Origin of the sequence: Zhongshania aliphaticivorans (genome assembly GCF_902705875.1) — a bacterium.
Classification (GTDB): Bacteria; Pseudomonadota; Gammaproteobacteria; order Pseudomonadales; family Spongiibacteraceae; genus Spongiibacter; species Spongiibacter aliphaticivorans_A.
This window is the reverse complement of record NZ_CACSIK010000001.1, coordinates 530,860-546,488: the sequence shown is the minus strand read 5'-3', so window position 1 is coordinate 546,488 and position 15,629 is coordinate 530,860. Positions and strand designations below refer to the sequence as shown.

The following is a 15,629-nucleotide window of genomic DNA, read 5'->3' as shown; positions in this document are numbered from 1 at the left end:
TGCTAGTCCTTTGGGATTAACAGCAACAGGCGCGCCATTGGAAACGATAAAACTGATAGTAGGGCTGGCAAATCCCGGCCCGCAATATCACGATACACGTCACAATGCGGGCGCCTGGTTTATTTCAGAGCTAGCCCGGCAACAAGGCTGCACGCTCACTAATGAAGCCCGCTTCTTTGGCGACACCGCCAGAATTCATTATCACGGCCATGACTTGCGCTTACTGATCCCGACGACATTCATGAATCGTAGTGGTCAAGCAATAGCCGCACTTGCTAATTTTTACAAAATTCCACCAGAAGCCATTCTCGTCGCCCACGACGAATTAGACATTCCACCCGGTACTGCACGCTACAAAAACGGCGGCGGCCACGGCGGTCACAATGGCTTGCGAGACACCGTTGCCCAACTTGGTAACAACAGCAAATTTCATCGACTACGCATCGGTATAGGCCACCCCGGTCACGCCTCGCAAGTCACCAATTACGTACTTGGCAAACCACCCGCAGATGAACGAATAAGTATCGATCACTGTATAGACGAAGCCTTGCGCACGCTAGAAGATGCCGTGCGCGGCGACTGGGCCAAAGCCATGAATCAACTGCATAGCTACAAACAAGGGTAATATCACATGGGTTTTAACTGCGGCATCGTCGGACTGCCCAATGTCGGCAAGTCCACCCTCTTTAACGCTTTAACCAAGGCCGGCATCGACGCCGCCAATTTCCCTTTTTGCACCATTGAGCCAAACTCAGGCATCGTTATGGTCCCCGACCCCCGCCTGAAGTCGCTGTCAGAAATCGTCAAACCAGAGCGTGAATTACCTGCCACCATGGAATTCGTCGACATCGCCGGCCTCGTTGCCGGCGCATCCAAAGGTGAAGGACGGGGTAACAAATTTCTCGCCAATATTAGAGAAACCCACGCCATAGCCCACGTTGTTCGCTGCTTTGATAACGACAATATCATTCACGTTGCCAACAAAATCGACCCTGCTGCTGACATCGATGTTATCAACACCGAACTTGCGCTTGCCGACTTAGACAGCATCGAAAAACAGCTCCAAAAAGTAGCTCGAACAGCAAAAAGTGGCGACAAAGATGCCGTCGCATTTAAAAACCTCTTTGAAAAACTGATCGCCCATCTCGACCAAGGCAAGCCGGTCCGCTCACTAGAACTCGACGACGACGAAATGGCGCGCACTCGCACACTCCACCTGCTCACCATCAAGCCAACAATGTACATTGCCAACGTGAATGAAGATGGCTTTGAGGACAACCCTCACCTCGACGTTGTGCGAGCCATCGCCGCCGAAGATGGTGCGATTGTGGTGCCAATTTGCAACAAACTCGAGTCAGAGATAGCTGAGCTTGACGATGACGAAAAACTCGAATTCCTTACCGATCTAGGCATGGAAGAAGCCGGCTTAGACCGTGTTATTCGCGCCGGCTACCAACTACTAGGTTTACAGACCTACTTCACTGCTGGCGTAAAAGAAGTGCGCGCATGGACCATCCCTGTCGGCGCCACGGCTCCACAATCAGCCGGGGTGATACACACAGACTTTGAAAAAGGCTTTATCCGCGCTGAAGTCATCGCCTACGACGACTTCATTCAATATAAAGGAGAGCAAGGAGCAAAAGACGCCGGCAAGTGGCGACTAGAAGGAAAAGACTACATTGTAAAAGATGGCGATGTTGTTCATTTCCGCTTCAATGTGTAACACAAATTGATCGGAGCTTGACAAGGTGCTCGTATCCTTGGAAAATGCGCGCCTTCTCTCGTCAGAGAGACTGTGGCAAGGTAGCTCAGTTGGTTAGAGCACATCACTCATAATGATGGGGTCGGCGGTTCGAATCCGCCCCTTGCTACCATTATTCTAAAAAACCACCTTAGGGTGGTTTTTTTACGCCTCAAGAAAAATACCCCGCACTCAACGGGTGGATGAGAACCGCCGCGCGGTTCGATAAAATGCACCGGCTCTACAACATTAACGGGGGATAGCATCCATCAAACCACCCATTGTTTTTAAGGCCAACACCACCCCCAACACACCTGATACAAACCCAAAACCCACTTTTTTAATACATCCATCACAACTTTTCCGCACTAACTAGCAATTTAAGCTAATATGTCTTCATACTTAGTGACTTACTGCGCTAACCTAAGCAAATATATAATCTGCCGGCCCTGAGCCAAACAGAACTGCCTAAGAGATTGAGGACACCCGTTATGACAGCCTTGTTTCGCGCCTGCCTACTCCTATTTGCTATATCGTTTTTTATTGGCTGCGGCGGTGGCGGTGGTGACGAAGGCCCATCATTAACCCCCACTGACGGCACCGGATCCGATCTTGACGACGAAGACACAAGCGATGGCTCAGTCGACGAACAAGTTGTTAGATTTGGCTCTTATAGCGGAACAACGTTTACTGCCGGGCAAATTGCCACGAACAATACAAATCTAGACGCTGGCCAAAGTGCCACCTTAAGCGTTTCGTTTATCGACCAAAATAATAGCCCCGTAACTGACTCTACCGATATTTTATTTACCTCTCCCTGTATTGCAGCAGGCATCTCTGAAATCGACCCAGCCGTTGCCACTAACTCCACTGGCACCGCTACAGCAACCTACACCGCCAGAGGCTGTGATGGAGATGACACCATTACGGCTGAAACCAGCCTTAACGGCACAACTTATTCAGCCAGTGTGACAATCACCGCTGTGCCATCGCCTTTAGGCTCTATCACCTTCGTGTCTGCAGACCCACAAATCATTAACATTAAAGGTTCTGGCGGCCCTCAAGGCGAGCAATCGGTAATCACCTTCCTTGTGAATAATGAGTCAGGCGGTCCCGTTCCTAATCTCGACGTCAATTTCTATCTAGATACCACCCTAGGTGGTATTTCAATTAGTAACGACACCGCAAAAACCAACACAGATGGCTTAGTTTCCACAACGGTCAGTGCCGGCTCTGTAGCAACATCGGTACGAGTTACTGCCGAGGCAATCCGCGACGGGAAAATCATCAGCACAGAATCTAGCCAGCTAGCCATCTCTACTGGTTTTCCTGACCAAGACAGCTTTTCAATTAGCGCAACAAAACTCAATATTGATGGCTGGAAATATGAGGGAGTAACCACCTCCATCAATATTCGCGCTGCCGACCGATTCAATCACCCCGTCCCCGATGGTACTGCAATTACATTTTGGACCGAAGGCGCTGTTATTACGCCAAATTGCACCACTACTGCTGGCAAATGCTCGGTGACACTTGAGTCTCAAGAACCTAGACCCTCGAATGGAAGAATTACGATTCTTGCCCACGCCATTGGCGAAGAAAGCTTTCTAGATGCAAACCCAACCAATGGTCTCTTCGAAGAGGACGAAACCTTCAGCGATATCAGCGAACCATTTTTAGATCGCAATGAAAATGGCAGTTACGACTTTGGCGCAGAAGAGTTTGCCGACTTCAATACTGACGGCACATGGAATGACGTCAACGGGAAATTTGATGGCTTACTTTGTGACGAGGCGACTAACTCCAAATGTAATACTGAAGCAAGTACTGCCTATGTATCTGAAAGCATCACCATCGTTTTATCTGGTTCCTCAGACCTCAATATCAGCCTATCCACTTACAGCATCAACCTTACCGGAGCACAAACACTGTTCGTCTATATCCAGGATGCTCGAGGCCAAGTCCCCCCAGTTGGAACAACCGTAAGAGCAGAGGCGAGCCAAGGAACAATTGTTGGCCCTTCCAGCTATTCAATGCCATCAACCAATGACTACGGACCGGCAATATTTGCCTTTGGAATAGCGCCTGAAGATACGGCTGGCAATGGCCGAATTGATATCACTGTTACAACGCCAGGCGTTGATGACTCCGCTGGTTTTTCTTATTCAATATCAGCAGACGTCATCCAACCTTAACAAAACCAGGTGTCAGCCTTTGCTGGCACCTGACCCTCAGCTGCAAGCAACGCTACAAACTAATACCTTTGCTCATCTGTGCTAAAATAGCGCTCAATTTACTTGTCTCGAACCACAATGACCAAACCCGACACCCTGTACGCTACCCCCCACGCAAGCCTGGCACGCTTTGCTTTCGACGAGCACGTAGTCGAAGTATTTCCCGACATGATTCAACGATCAGTACCTGGCTATGCAACAATTATTGCCATGACGGGTGTAATGGCGGGGAAGTATGCACAAAGCGGAAGTAACTGCTACGACCTAGGCTCGTCACTGGGTGCCAGTACCCTAGCGATGGCAAGAGAAATTGGTGACCGTGACTGCCAGCTTATCGGGGTCGATAACTCGCCAGCCATGATTGAACGCTGCAATGAATATATTGCTAATCTTCCGCAATCCATTTCATTGCGCTGTGAAAATATTCAAGACACTCAGATTACTGACGCATCAGTGGTTGTACTGAACTTTACTCTGCAATTTGTTCCCGCCGAGCAACGCGCCGCGCTGATACTTAAAATAAGTGAGGCAATGCGGCCCGGCGGAATCTTAATTTTGTCTGAAAAAATTAAATTTTCTGACCCGCATCTTCAAGACCTCAACACCGACTTACACCACGCCTTTAAACGCGCCAATGGCTATAGCGAATTAGAAGTCGCCCAAAAACGCAGCGCCATAGAGGATGTGTTAATACCAGAAACGTTGAAACAACATCAGCAGCGCTTAGCAGCCGCTGGGTTTAAGAGTATTGACGTTTGGTTTCAGTGTTTTAATTTTGCCTCACTTGTTGCGATAAAATGATCGACTACCACGCCTTTTTAAACCACCTCAGCGCCCACCCCGCATTAGCAGACTGGCGCTTAGAACTTCCCCAACAAATCGCCAAGGGCTTAGATGAGTCACGCTATGGAGACTTACCTCGCTGGAAAGACGCCCTAAGTAAACTGCCAGAGCTCACCCCCAGTGATATAACATTGGATTCATCACGAGTGGGCGTGAGTGCCGATATAAGCGACAGCCAGCGCCAACAATTGCACCAAGCATTGAAAGGCCTGCACCCTTGGCGTAAAGGGCCTTACGAATTATTTGGCGTACACATTGATACCGAGTGGCGCTCTGACTGGAAATGGGATCGTCTGAAAGAGGCAATAAGCCCCCTTGAAGGCCGCACCGTTTTAGATGTTGGCTGCGGTAGTGGCTATCATTGCTGGCGCATGCGCGGTGCCGGTGCAGATTTAGTGATCGGCATCGACCCAACGCCACTTTTTGTGATGCAATACTTTGCACTCCAAAAATACCTACAAGACGACAAGGTCGCGGTATTACCCATGGGTATTGAACATCTTCCGGAAAAATTAGAGGCCTTCGATACAACCTTTTCAATGGGCATTCTCTACCATCGACGCTCCCCCTTCGACCACCTGATTGCATTGCGCGACAGCCTTCGCAAAGGCGGGCAACTGGTATTAGAAACCTTAGTGATAGAGGGTGGACCCGGCGAAGTTTTAGTACCCGAGGGCCGCTATAGCAAAATGGGCAATGTCTGGTTTATTCCAAGCACGGCAACACTAGAGGCTTGGTTAAAAAAAGCCGGCTTCAAATCCCCAAGACTTATCGATGTTAGCCAAACATCTACCGACGAACAACGCAGCACTGAGTGGATGACATTTCATTCATTAGCTCAATTTTTAGACCCAGACAATCCCAATCTCACCATTGAGGGTTACCCTGCACCGCGCCGTGCAACCTTCGTTGCCGAAAAACCATAACTAACAGATAGGCATGAAATTTGCCCCCTCAACATAATGAAAAACGCACAAAATGTGTTTTTATGCTATGTTGGCGAAACACTATAGTAGGTATGAAAGCGCACAGATAATATCCAAATAATGCGCAATGGATCGGGTCATGCTACAAACCGGAACAGGACTTCTAACGGAACGCCTCAAAACACAGTCAAGACTGTGGCTTGGCGAGCACCTGTATCGTTTTTTTGAGCGACTAGAAGACAATTTTCACCGCCGCTCACTAACCGCCACCGAATCCTCTGTACAAAAAGCCTTATCTGCACAAAAAAATGCCGTCAAGCAAGGCAAAGATGAAGCCTTCCGCTTATTTGCCAACCATATCAACAGTGCCTTCGACACCAAACGCGCCTATGAGCCTGGCAGCCACCCCACTCTAGATAGACTCTCACAACAGCTAGAAAAACTAGCCGCCACGGAGTATGAAAACGAAAAGCTACTGATGCGCTATTTTTGCCGTGCTATCGCCCCCATAAGCGTTCTCGCCGGATTTCAACACATTCTAACGCCATTAAAACTAGCAAATACCCATCGCCATCACGCACTCACCATGTTCCAAGGCTTATTAATTCAAGAATTAAGTAAACTTTACCAAGATCTACTCGATGCCTTACCCAGCCAAAACCAAGCTCATAATGTTGAGGCATGGATAGACCACACCAAACAACAGTTGGCTAAAAAAAACCTATCTACCCAAGAGCGCGCCCTGAGCGAAACCCGTCTACAACGCCTGCTTAAGCTTAACGCTCACCATAACACCAAGCTCAATCCAGCACTGCTAGAACCCAGCGACAGTGATTTACTCAGCATCGCCGCCAGTGTATTCCAGCCCCTACCCACACGACGCAGATTATCTTCTGGCATACTCGCATCACTGAACACCTTACAAACCTGCGTCAGCACACTCGCACTAAAAGACCGTAGCGCGTTTACGCACCCTCTCCATCCCGCCAGACAGGCCTGTAGTCAAATCATAAACACTCTGCACCAGTGGGATGATGCGCAACCCGCTCAACGCCAACAGTTTGAAGCGGAACTTAAAACTATCAGCCGTAAATTTAACGACAGCAGTATAGAAGCCATTCAATTTACCCATGCCCGCGAACAAATAGACGCATGCTGCCAACACCTACTACAAAGCATTAAACTCAACGACAAACGCAGCCTGAATGCCGAAGTCGGCCAAAAACGCCTGACTCGCCTGCGTAGAAAAGTTCACGACATGCTGGACAAAAAGACCAAGCACATTGACCTACCAGTGAGTATCGACAACATGCTCTATGGTCCTATGACAACGGTTATTCTCTATCATTGGCTACGTCACGGCAGCAATAGCGCGCCGCTGCGCAGAAGCCTCCAACTCATTGACGATGTTCTCTGGTATATCCAGCCCCATTCAGACTGGTCAGAGCTCCGCCGCGCTAAAGCCATGAGCAAAGATATTGAAACTGAACTAAGTGACGGCTTACAGCGCATAAATTATGGCTACCATGCAACTCAGTCCTTAATTGAAGAATTGCATCAATTACGCTTAATTGCATCTGGCCGCAGCGCGAGCATCACCAGACCCGACATCGGCCATTAACACTAGGGAAATCCCCCCTTGCGGCTGTTGATACCAATAAAAAACCGCTATAATTTTCCGCCCGCATGTTTGGACGTCACGATCAAACGCGTCCCAATTTCTAAATGTTCAATCGCTTAATATAGCGATCACGCATTAAAGGTGATGACTTTGCAACTTGAAAAAGCAACTACAGAACAACTGCGCGACTGGGAAACCTCTCTGAGCCAAGAATATCAAGCGTATAAAGCGTCCGGTTTAAATCTTGACCTAACACGCGGTAAACCCAGCGCAGAACAACTGTCGCTGTCAGACAGTATTAATCAAATTTTAGGCGATGACCTAAGCAACGAAAGCAACACCGATCTACGCAATTACGGTGGCTTAGACGGCATCCCAGAATGCAAACGCTTATTTGCCGAAGTGCTTGACGTGAACCCTGACGAAACACTTATCGGCGGCAATAGCAGCCTTACGCTAATGTATATGGCTGCGCAATTTAGTTTGCACCAAGGCTTTGGTGAACTCGCCGATAGCTGGAGCAGCGAAGGCGGCACCGTTAAATTTCTTGCTCCGGTTCCTGGCTACGATCGCCATTTTAGCGTCTGCGAACATTTAGGTATTGAACTGGTCACCGTTGACCTAAATGACAACGGCCCAGACATGGATGCGGTAGAACAGCTAATCAAAAACGACAGCTCAATCAAGGGCATTTGGTGTGTACCCCGCTTCAGCAACCCTACTGGCACAGTGTATTCAGATGAGGTTGTTGACCGAATCGCTCAGCTTGGCAAGATTGCCAGCAGTAACTTCCGAGTATTTTGGGACAACGCCTACGCAGTTCACAGCTTAAATGAAGACGCGCCAAAACTTGCCAGCTTGATGGATAGCTGCCGTAAACATGGCACAGAAGACAGCGTTTATTTATTTGGCTCTACGTCAAAAATCACTTACGCAGGTGCTGGAGTATCATTCGCAGGCATGTCAAAAGCCAATCTAAAAGCCTTTACTCATCACCTAGGCATGTCTCAAATAGGCCCAGACAAAATCAATCAACTACGCCATGTGCGCTTACTGAAAGACGCCGACGGCATCGCAGAACATATGCGTCAACATGCCGCGGTACTCAAACCACGATTTGATATTGTGCTTAAACACCTTCGCGAAGGATTAGGCGATACCGGCATGGCCAGCTGGACCGAGCCACAAGGCGGTTACTTTGTGTCTTTCGACACCTTGCCGGGCCTGGCTAAAGACGTTGTTAAACTGGCCGCCGAAGCTGGCGTAAAACTGACGCCTGCTGGAGCCACCTTCCCTTACGGTAAAGACCCTGCCAATAGCAATATTCGGATTGCGCCCAGTGTTCCCAGCCTTGATGAAATTGACCGCGCCATGGCGGTATTTGTCACCTGCGTAAAACTGGCCTCTGTAAGGCAGCGCATTGGGTAGCCGTAAACTCTAGCGTTTAGTCTTTATCAAAACCCTAATCAGCCCCAGTATTTCCTCTGGGGCTGATTATTTCTGATTAATCTCATCAATTAAAATCACAGCACCAAGCTTGTAGCCACTCATACATCACCAAAGCATCTACGTAGTTTTTTGTAGGGTGATAAAAGGCATTGGGCAGCCGGCCAACCGTTTCAAAACCTAACTTATTCCACAGACGAACTGCACCCTTGTTACTTGCTGCAACAAAATTGAACGCCAGGAGTGGTTTATACTTCCAGCTTGCGAGTTGTTTATCGGCAAGCACTCAACAGTGGTCACTGCGCACCCATAAATTCTTGTTTGCTGTAACTCCACTGCCTAGGGGACTGTCCATAAGTGCGTTTGAATTCTCGACTAAACTGAGATGAGCTCACGTAGCCCACCCTCATTGCGGCTTCATTTACATTCATTCCCTGAGCAATTTTCATTGCAGCGGTGTTTAAACGCATAGCCTTCACAAACTGGATGGGCGACAAGGTGGTTGCCTGCTTAAATTTCCGATGAAAAACAGCTCTGCTCATTCCCACTTGGGCAGCCAGTGCATCGATAGTCACCGACTCATCTAAGCGAGAAGATACATACTCAATTGCCCGTGCAATTTCATTACCCACTCCGAATGCACGCCTTGCAGAATCCCCAGCATCGCCTTTCAAAATAGCGTAATACACTTCTCTAAGCCGACTGTTTCCAAGTACTGCAGCATCAACAGGGTTACCGGTCACCAACAATAGCCGCAACAAGGCATCAGAAAAAGTATCATCCCAATTAGCAAAAGTTAACCCCTCTGGAAGCGCACCACCTCTGGGCTTTCGAATGGCGCCAGCGGCACTTTCCATTTCAATGGCTAACTCAGTCATTACTCTTGTGTCTAACGAGATATAAACCCCGAGTAGAGGATTGTCAGGAGAGGCCGTGGGCGTTCCCGCCTCAACCGGCATCGACATAGCGCAACACATGTATTGACTGCCGTCATACACATATTTTTTACCATCCAATATTGCTTCCTTGGCTCCGTTAACAATGGCTACTACTGTGGGCTCGTACACCGCGGGTGCACAACGAGTCGGCTCACTAACGCGAAATAATTGCACCCCCTTGACCCCAGTCTCCACCGTGCCGTCGTTGCTAAGCCGCTCGTCTATAAGCTGTTTTATACGCTGTTTACTCATGGGGACAAAATAACATTAAAAACCACCTACCTCTACAAACGATACAAATAGGCATTAAATAGCGATTAATCAGCCTATTTATACATACAAACGAGAGCTATAGTTTTCTCAGCAAAACTGAACGGCCGTGGGTAGTAATACAAAACTCAATACCGTCTTTTCCAAGCGCACACCAAGGAGCGTAAACAATGACCAGAAAAAACCAGTTTGGACAAAAAGGCTGGACACCAGAACGACTCGGCTCTTTAGAAGGTAAAACGTATATTATCACCGGTGCCAACAGCGGCGCCGGATTTGAAGCCACCCGAATACTTCTCTCAAAGGGTGCACAAGTATTGATGTTGAACCGCAACGCCGATAAATCAAAGGCGGCCATTGCAAACCTGAAGCAGGAATTTGGCCACCACGCCACCATCACTTTCGTACCCATGGATCTTGGTGTGCTGGACTCGGTAAGGAATGCGGCAGAACAAATCCTTGCAACAACCCCTCGCATCGACGCGCTCATCTGCAATGCCGCCATTGCACAGGTAGCTAAACAAGAGATCACCGTAGACGGCTTTGAAAGCCAGCTCGGCGTAAACCATTTTGGTCATTTTCTTCTGAGTGGATTACTGTTTGAGCGGATCGACGAATCAGAGGGCCAAATCGTGGTTGTTGGTAGCAACGCCTATAAAATGGGGAAAAAGAAAATCCAATTCGACGACCTCAACTTCACTCAACACTACACAGCTTGGAATGCCTACGCTCAAAGCAAATTGGCACAAATGATATTCGCCTATGAACTACAGCGCCGAGTACTCGCTGCGGGTAAGAAAGTGACTATACAGGTCTGCCATCCCGGCGCCTCACGTACCAATTTACTTAAAGATACAGCCAGCCGATTCAATAAGATTGCATGGTCAATACTGTCCCGTGTTGTCGCACAATCGGCAGAAAAAGGCTCCTGGCCAGAAGTTATGTGCGCGACGGAAAAAACAGTGGAACCCAAAAAACTCTACGGCCCCACAAAAAGGGCCCAAATGGTAGGCCCCGTCGGCGAATGCCCGCTAGATGAGTGCGCATTAGATCAAGAAATGGCCGCCAAGCTTTGGACGCTCTCTGAACAGAAAACATCACTAAGCTGGTCATTATAGCTAATCAACGTAGAAGGGCAGAAGATTCAATTTACTTTACAACGCGAATCGACATCGCTCTGCCCAGCCCCAGCTCCAGCCCCAACCCACAGGGTAACAGCGGTTTACTCGCTATCAGGTGTACGAGTAATGGGACGTCCCGGCGCGCTAGGAAAATGACGCACATTACTCGCGCCATCTGAGTCGACTATTTTACCCGTACCTTCTTTTTCCACTTCATCGATACGCACTATGGAGTGCATAGGAATGTAACTACGGGTTACACCGCTAAATTCATTTTTGAGTTTTTCTTCGCCCGGGTTTACCACAATCTGGCTCTGCTCACCAAATACGAACTCTTCTATTTCTATAAACCCGTACATATCGCTCTGATAAATAGCACGCGCATAAAGCTCATACACTTTGCTATTGTTGTGAAAAATGACTTTATAAATAGGAGCTTGGGCCATAGTCTTTCCATTATCTCTAAGATACTGCTTTGAAACGTCTCGTTTCAGATTGAAATACACCGGAAAACCGGGCCGCGGATGATACCATAATTTTGCCATATCCACCGTATTTCTGGGTTTTAGACTGCATTTTAGCTATAATGCCTGCCCAATTTTATTGCAGCCTGTTTGCGCCTTATGCCTGAAGAACTTTCATCAAATAACACCTCACCTGATACCGTGACGGCGACCGCCATAGATAAACCAAAAAAGCTGTTTATCAAAACCCACGGCTGCCAGATGAATGAATACGATTCTTCGCGCATTCAGGACTTACTCGGCGTAAGCCACGGTCTTGAGCGTACCGACGATCCCAATGAAGCTGACGTCCTCCTGCTAAACACCTGCTCCATTAGAGAAAAGGCTCAAGAGAAAGTCTTTCATCAACTTGGTCGCTGGAAAAAACTAAAAGACAAAAACCCCAACCTCAAAATTGGCGTAGGCGGCTGTGTTGCCAGCCAAGAAGGCAGCGACATTGGCAAGCGCGCCCCGTTTGTAGATTTGATATTTGGGCCACAAACTCTACACCGCGTACCCGACATGCTTAACGCCAAAAAGCTTGACGGTCCTATTGTTGTGGATGTGACCTTTCCAGAAATTGAAAAATTTGACTCGCTGCCAGAACCCAGTGTCGACGGCCCCAGTGCCTTTGTCTCAATCATGGAAGGCTGCTCAAAATATTGCACTTTCTGCGTGGTGCCCTACACCCGAGGCGAAGAAGTTAGCCGCCCCTTTGATGACGTTATCACCGAGGTTGCCCAACTTGCCGCCAAGGGCGTACGTGAAGTCAACCTGCTCGGCCAAAATGTAAATGCCTATCGCGGTGAAAACCACGAAGGCGAGATTGTCGATTTTGCTGAGCTGATTCACTTTGTCGCCCAAGTGGACGGCATTGAGCGTATTCGCTACACAACGTCACACCCGGTAGAATTTAGCGATGCCTTAATCCAGGCATATGCCACTGTTCCAGAGCTTGTCGATCACCTGCACCTCCCCGTCCAGCACGGAAGTGATCGTATTTTGGCTGCCATGAAACGCGGCCATACCGCCGACGAGTACCGTGCAAAAATCGCCAAGCTCAAAGCGCTTCGCCCCAACATCAGCCTCTCGTCAGACTTTATTATTGGCTTCCCCGGCGAAACCGATGATGACTTTAATAACACCATGCAGCTGATAAAAGATATTGGCTTTGACCACTCATTCAGTTTCATCTATAGCGCTCGCCCCGGTACACCGGCAGCACAACTGCCAGATGACACACCAGAAGCCGTCAAAAAAGAACGTCTTGCCACTCTGCAGCACCATATTTTACAAAATGCGTCGCAAATTAGTCGGCAAATGGTCGGCAGCCAACAACGTATCTTAGTCACCGGGGTATCGCGCAAAGATCCCGGTGAACTGCAGGGCCGCACAGAAAACAATCGCGTAGTTAACTTTCCCTGTTTAGATCAAACGGTAATCGGTCAGTTTGTCGATGTAGACATTCTAGAAGCCTACGCTAACTCGCTGCGCGGCCAAATACTGACTTAATCTATCAGCCAACACATAAAGCAACCTTAAAAAGCTACCTTAATTTATCGCCGCCACGGCGGCATTCGGTGAACCATTGACTGCACAAGATATACAACGCATTTTGACTCTTGACCCTTGCGATAGCCGTTTATTGGCTGATTTGTGCGGGCACCTTGACGCCAATCTAAAATTAATCGAACGGCGCCTCAGTGTTCGAATTGCAGCCCGTGGCAACACGTTTCAAATTAACGGCCAGATCAGTGCCGTCGACGATGCCGTGCAATTAATCAAGCACCTCTACAATGAAAGTAAAAACGGCACCTCCCTCAATACCGAAACCGTTCACCTTCATTTACAGGAATCGGGTATCGAGCAACTTAGCCAGCCGGTTAGCAGCGACGATGCACCCGTCGTCATTCAAACCAAAAAAGCCAGCATCAAACCCCGCGGTAAAAATCAGCAGCTTTATGTAAAAGCCATTCAAGCTTGCGACATTAACTTTGGCATTGGTCCCGCCGGTACTGGTAAAACTTACCTTGCCGTTGCCTGCGCCGTGGAGTCATTAATCTCTAACCAAGTTCAGCGTATCCTGCTGGTCAGGCCCGCAGTAGAAGCCGGTGAAAAACTGGGTTTTTTACCGGGCGATTTAGCGCAAAAAATCGATCCCTATCTACGCCCTCTTTACGATGCACTCTACGAAATGCTAGGTGTTGAAACCGTCACCAAATTAATTGAGCGCAATATTATTGAGATTGCCCCTCTGGCCTATATGCGTGGCCGCACCCTCAATGACTCTTATATTATTCTGGATGAAGCGCAAAACACGACGCGGGAACAAATGAAAATGTTCCTGACCCGCATCGGCTTTGGCTCAACAGCGGTAATCACCGGCGACGCCACCCAAATAGATTTGCCCCGCGGCACCCCGTCTGGCCTAGTGCACGTTATGAAAGTACTTGGCGATATTGAAGGCATCAGCATGACCCACTTTGCCGCAAAGGACGTGGTGCGCCACCCCTTGGTACAGCGTATTGTCGAAGCCTATGCAGCATTTGATGCGGATAACGGACCACAGCGATGACTTCGACGACCGAGCTCGACCTGGACGTACAAATTGCCTGTAATACCGATAATTTACCAACACAACATCATTTCATTACGTGGGCAAGCGCCGCCCTACAGGGTCACCGCGACGAAGCTGAACTCAGTATTCGCCTAATAGACGAAGACGAAAGTGCGGCGCTAAACCTACAGTACCGGCAAAAAAACGGCCCCACCAACGTACTGTCTTTTCCAGCTGATCTTCCAGCCGAATTAGCACTTCCTTTGCTGGGTGATCTCGCTATTTGCAAGCAAGTGGTTGAACGTGAAGCCATTGAGCAACACAAAGCCTGCCTAGACCACTGGGCGCATATGGTAATTCACGGTACACTCCACCTGCTCGGCTACGATCATATTGAAGATTCCGACGCTGAAGAAATGGAAGCACTGGAAATTACGCTTTTAAAAACACTGAATATCAACAACCCCTATACCCCTATTTTGTGAGGACAGCACCCAAAACCATGAGCGAAGACCGATCTAGCAACGATCCAAGTGACAAATCTTGGATCGAGAAAATTGCCTACGCTTTTTCATCTGAACCCAAAACTCGGGAAGATCTGTTTGAATTACTTGCTGTCGCCAAACAGAACGAAGTCATTGATGATGATGCAATAAGTATTGTTGAAGGCGCCATGCATATTAGTGATATGCAGGCCCGAGAAATCATGGTTCCTCGCCCCCAAATGGTGGTGCTTAAGGCGGATCAACCCCTTAGTGAATTACTCCCTATTATTATTGATACCGGTCACTCTCGGTATCCGGTGATTGGCGACACCCTAGACAATGTCTTAGGGATTCTTTTATCAAAAGATTTATTGCCGCTACTCTGGAAGTTTGAGAATAGCGCCGACATCGACATTCGCGATATTTTGCGCCCAGCCACTCTCGTCCCTGAAAGCAAACGCTTGAACGTGTTATTGCGAGACTTCCGGGAAAAACGGCACCATATGGCCGTGGTCATCGACGAATACGGTGGCGCCGCAGGCCTAATCACGATCGAAGATATTCTTGAACAAATCGTCGGCGAAATAGAAGATGAATACGACGAAGATGACGACCTGCCCATTCGTAAAATCGCCGACAATGATTTTGTGGTGCAAGCCCTAACCCCTATCGACGATTTCAACGACTATTTTGATGCTCGTTTTAGCGATGAAGAGTTTGACACCATTGGCGGCTTGCTACTTAAAGCGTTTGGTCACCTCCCTAGCCGTAACGAAGCAACACGACTGGATAACTATGAATTTAAAGTCGTAAACGCTGATAGCCGGCAAATCCATCTATTACGTATGCGTCAGCTAGACGCTTAAAGCAAACCATCACAGAAATTTAAGGGGCTGAAATAACTAGCCCCTTGAACTTACCTCGTCATTAAGGTCTACAATGGC

15 protein-coding genes and 1 tRNA gene are annotated in these 15,629 nt (G+C 48.4%); 13 read left to right on the top strand and 3 right to left on the bottom strand.

Annotated features, from left to right (window positions below; translation table 11 throughout):
* The first annotated feature begins 37 nt into the window (after nucleotides 1–37).
* From pth to AELLOGFF_RS02510, 8 genes are all read left to right on the top strand, one after another.
* Nucleotides 38–625: an aminoacyl-tRNA hydrolase gene (gene pth, locus AELLOGFF_RS02545; RefSeq protein WP_159267195.1), complete on the top strand. Its 588-nt coding sequence runs from the start codon at nucleotides 38–40 to the stop codon at nucleotides 623–625.
* A 6-nt stretch (nucleotides 626–631) separates the two neighbouring features.
* Nucleotides 632–1,723 (top strand): redox-regulated ATPase YchF, encoded by a 1,092-nt coding sequence (gene ychF, locus AELLOGFF_RS02540; RefSeq protein ID WP_159267194.1) that lies wholly within the window; start codon nucleotides 632–634, stop codon nucleotides 1,721–1,723.
* Between the two features lie 74 nt (nucleotides 1,724–1,797).
* Nucleotides 1,798–1,874, top strand: a tRNA-Met gene (locus AELLOGFF_RS02535).
* A 358-nt stretch (nucleotides 1,875–2,232) separates the two neighbouring features.
* Nucleotides 2,233–3,936: a hypothetical protein gene (locus AELLOGFF_RS02530; RefSeq protein WP_159267193.1), complete on the top strand. Its 1,704-nt coding sequence runs from the start codon at nucleotides 2,233–2,235 to the stop codon at nucleotides 3,934–3,936.
* Nucleotides 3,937–4,053: 117 nt separating this feature from the next.
* Nucleotides 4,054–4,776, top strand: a complete 723-nt coding sequence (gene cmoA, locus AELLOGFF_RS02525; protein WP_159267192.1) for a carboxy-S-adenosyl-L-methionine synthase CmoA — start codon at nucleotides 4,054–4,056, stop codon at nucleotides 4,774–4,776.
* Complete coding sequence (cmoB, locus tag AELLOGFF_RS02520) at nucleotides 4,773–5,744, top strand: tRNA 5-methoxyuridine(34)/uridine 5-oxyacetic acid(34) synthase CmoB (protein WP_159267191.1); 972 nt, start codon at nucleotides 4,773–4,775, stop codon at nucleotides 5,742–5,744. Before cmoA ends, cmoB begins: the two co-directional genes overlap by 4 nt.
* Before the next feature lie 139 nt (nucleotides 5,745–5,883).
* Nucleotides 5,884–7,365, top strand: a complete 1,482-nt coding sequence (locus tag AELLOGFF_RS02515; RefSeq protein WP_159267190.1) for a DUF1631 family protein — start codon at nucleotides 5,884–5,886, stop codon at nucleotides 7,363–7,365.
* Between the two features lie 150 nt (nucleotides 7,366–7,515).
* Nucleotides 7,516–8,793 carry an aminotransferase class I/II-fold pyridoxal phosphate-dependent enzyme gene (locus AELLOGFF_RS02510; RefSeq protein ID WP_159267189.1) on the top strand — a complete coding sequence of 426 codons (1,278 nt, stop codon included), beginning with the start codon at nucleotides 7,516–7,518 and terminating at the stop codon, nucleotides 8,791–8,793.
* 85 nt (nucleotides 8,794–8,878) lie between these two features.
* Here AELLOGFF_RS02510 and AELLOGFF_RS18050 read toward each other — a convergent pair whose 3' ends face one another.
* Both AELLOGFF_RS18050 and AELLOGFF_RS02505 read right to left on the bottom strand, forming a co-directional pair.
* Nucleotides 8,879–9,097 (bottom strand): hypothetical protein, encoded by a 219-nt coding sequence (locus tag AELLOGFF_RS18050; protein WP_159287758.1) that lies wholly within the window; start codon nucleotides 9,095–9,097, stop codon nucleotides 8,879–8,881.
* 10 nt (nucleotides 9,098–9,107) lie between these two features.
* The gene (locus AELLOGFF_RS02505) at nucleotides 9,108–10,001 is read right to left on the bottom strand and encodes an AraC family transcriptional regulator (RefSeq protein WP_159267188.1); all 894 of its coding nucleotides are present in this window, start codon (nucleotides 9,999–10,001) and stop codon (nucleotides 9,108–9,110) included.
* Nucleotides 10,002–10,189: 188 nt separating this feature from the next.
* On the opposite strand from AELLOGFF_RS02505, the gene AELLOGFF_RS02500 reads away from it, so the two are divergent.
* On the top strand, nucleotides 10,190–11,137 hold the full coding sequence (locus AELLOGFF_RS02500; protein ID WP_159267187.1) for an SDR family oxidoreductase: 948 nt from the start codon (nucleotides 10,190–10,192) through the stop codon (nucleotides 11,135–11,137).
* Between the two features lie 104 nt (nucleotides 11,138–11,241).
* Here AELLOGFF_RS02500 and AELLOGFF_RS02495 read toward each other — a convergent pair whose 3' ends face one another.
* A complete protein-coding gene (locus tag AELLOGFF_RS02495) occupies nucleotides 11,242–11,586 on the bottom strand; it encodes a DUF1820 family protein (protein ID WP_200842587.1) in 345 nt (114 codons plus the stop codon).
* A gap of 177 nt (nucleotides 11,587–11,763) precedes the next feature.
* On the opposite strand from AELLOGFF_RS02495, the gene miaB reads away from it, so the two are divergent.
* From miaB to AELLOGFF_RS02475, 4 genes are all read left to right on the top strand, one after another.
* Entirely contained in the window at nucleotides 11,764–13,155 is a 1,392-nt protein-coding gene (gene miaB / locus AELLOGFF_RS02490; protein ID WP_159267186.1) for a tRNA (N6-isopentenyl adenosine(37)-C2)-methylthiotransferase MiaB, read from the top strand.
* A gap of 76 nt (nucleotides 13,156–13,231) precedes the next feature.
* A complete protein-coding gene (locus tag AELLOGFF_RS02485) occupies nucleotides 13,232–14,218 on the top strand; it encodes a PhoH family protein (RefSeq protein ID WP_159267185.1) in 987 nt (328 codons plus the stop codon).
* On the top strand, nucleotides 14,215–14,685 hold the full coding sequence (gene ybeY, locus AELLOGFF_RS02480; RefSeq protein WP_159267184.1) for an rRNA maturation RNase YbeY: 471 nt from the start codon (nucleotides 14,215–14,217) through the stop codon (nucleotides 14,683–14,685). Before AELLOGFF_RS02485 ends, ybeY begins: the two co-directional genes overlap by 4 nt.
* Nucleotides 14,686–14,702: 17 nt before the next feature.
* Nucleotides 14,703–15,551, top strand: a complete 849-nt coding sequence (locus tag AELLOGFF_RS02475) for an HlyC/CorC family transporter (RefSeq protein ID WP_159267183.1) — start codon at nucleotides 14,703–14,705, stop codon at nucleotides 15,549–15,551.
* The last annotated feature ends 78 nt before the right edge of the window (nucleotides 15,552–15,629 follow it).

Bases quoted from the DNA above. Each gene is read 5' to 3' on its own strand.
- ychF (WP_159267194.1), top strand. From the start codon at position 632: ATGGGTTTTAACTGCGGCATCGTCGGACTGCCCAATGTCGGCAAGTCC.
- AELLOGFF_RS02530 (WP_159267193.1), top strand. From the start codon at position 2,233: ATGACAGCCTTGTTTCGCGCCTGCCTACTCCTATTTGCTATATCGTTT.
- cmoA (WP_159267192.1), top strand. From the start codon at position 4,054: ATGACCAAACCCGACACCCTGTACGCTACCCCCCACGCAAGCCTGGCA.
- cmoB (WP_159267191.1), top strand. From the start codon at position 4,773: ATGATCGACTACCACGCCTTTTTAAACCACCTCAGCGCCCACCCCGCA.
- AELLOGFF_RS02515 (WP_159267190.1), top strand. From the start codon at position 5,884: ATGCTACAAACCGGAACAGGACTTCTAACGGAACGCCTCAAAACACAG.
- AELLOGFF_RS02505 (WP_159267188.1), bottom strand. From the start codon at position 10,001: ATGAGTAAACAGCGTATAAAACAGCTTATAGACGAGCGGCTTAGCAAC.
- AELLOGFF_RS02500 (WP_159267187.1), top strand. From the start codon at position 10,190: ATGACCAGAAAAAACCAGTTTGGACAAAAAGGCTGGACACCAGAACGA.
- AELLOGFF_RS02495 (WP_200842587.1), bottom strand. From the start codon at position 11,586: ATGGCCCAAGCTCCTATTTATAAAGTCATTTTTCACAACAATAGCAAA.
- miaB (WP_159267186.1), top strand. From the start codon at position 11,764: ATGCCTGAAGAACTTTCATCAAATAACACCTCACCTGATACCGTGACG.
- ybeY (WP_159267184.1), top strand. From the start codon at position 14,215: ATGACTTCGACGACCGAGCTCGACCTGGACGTACAAATTGCCTGTAAT.
- AELLOGFF_RS02475 (WP_159267183.1), top strand. From the start codon at position 14,703: ATGAGCGAAGACCGATCTAGCAACGATCCAAGTGACAAATCTTGGATC.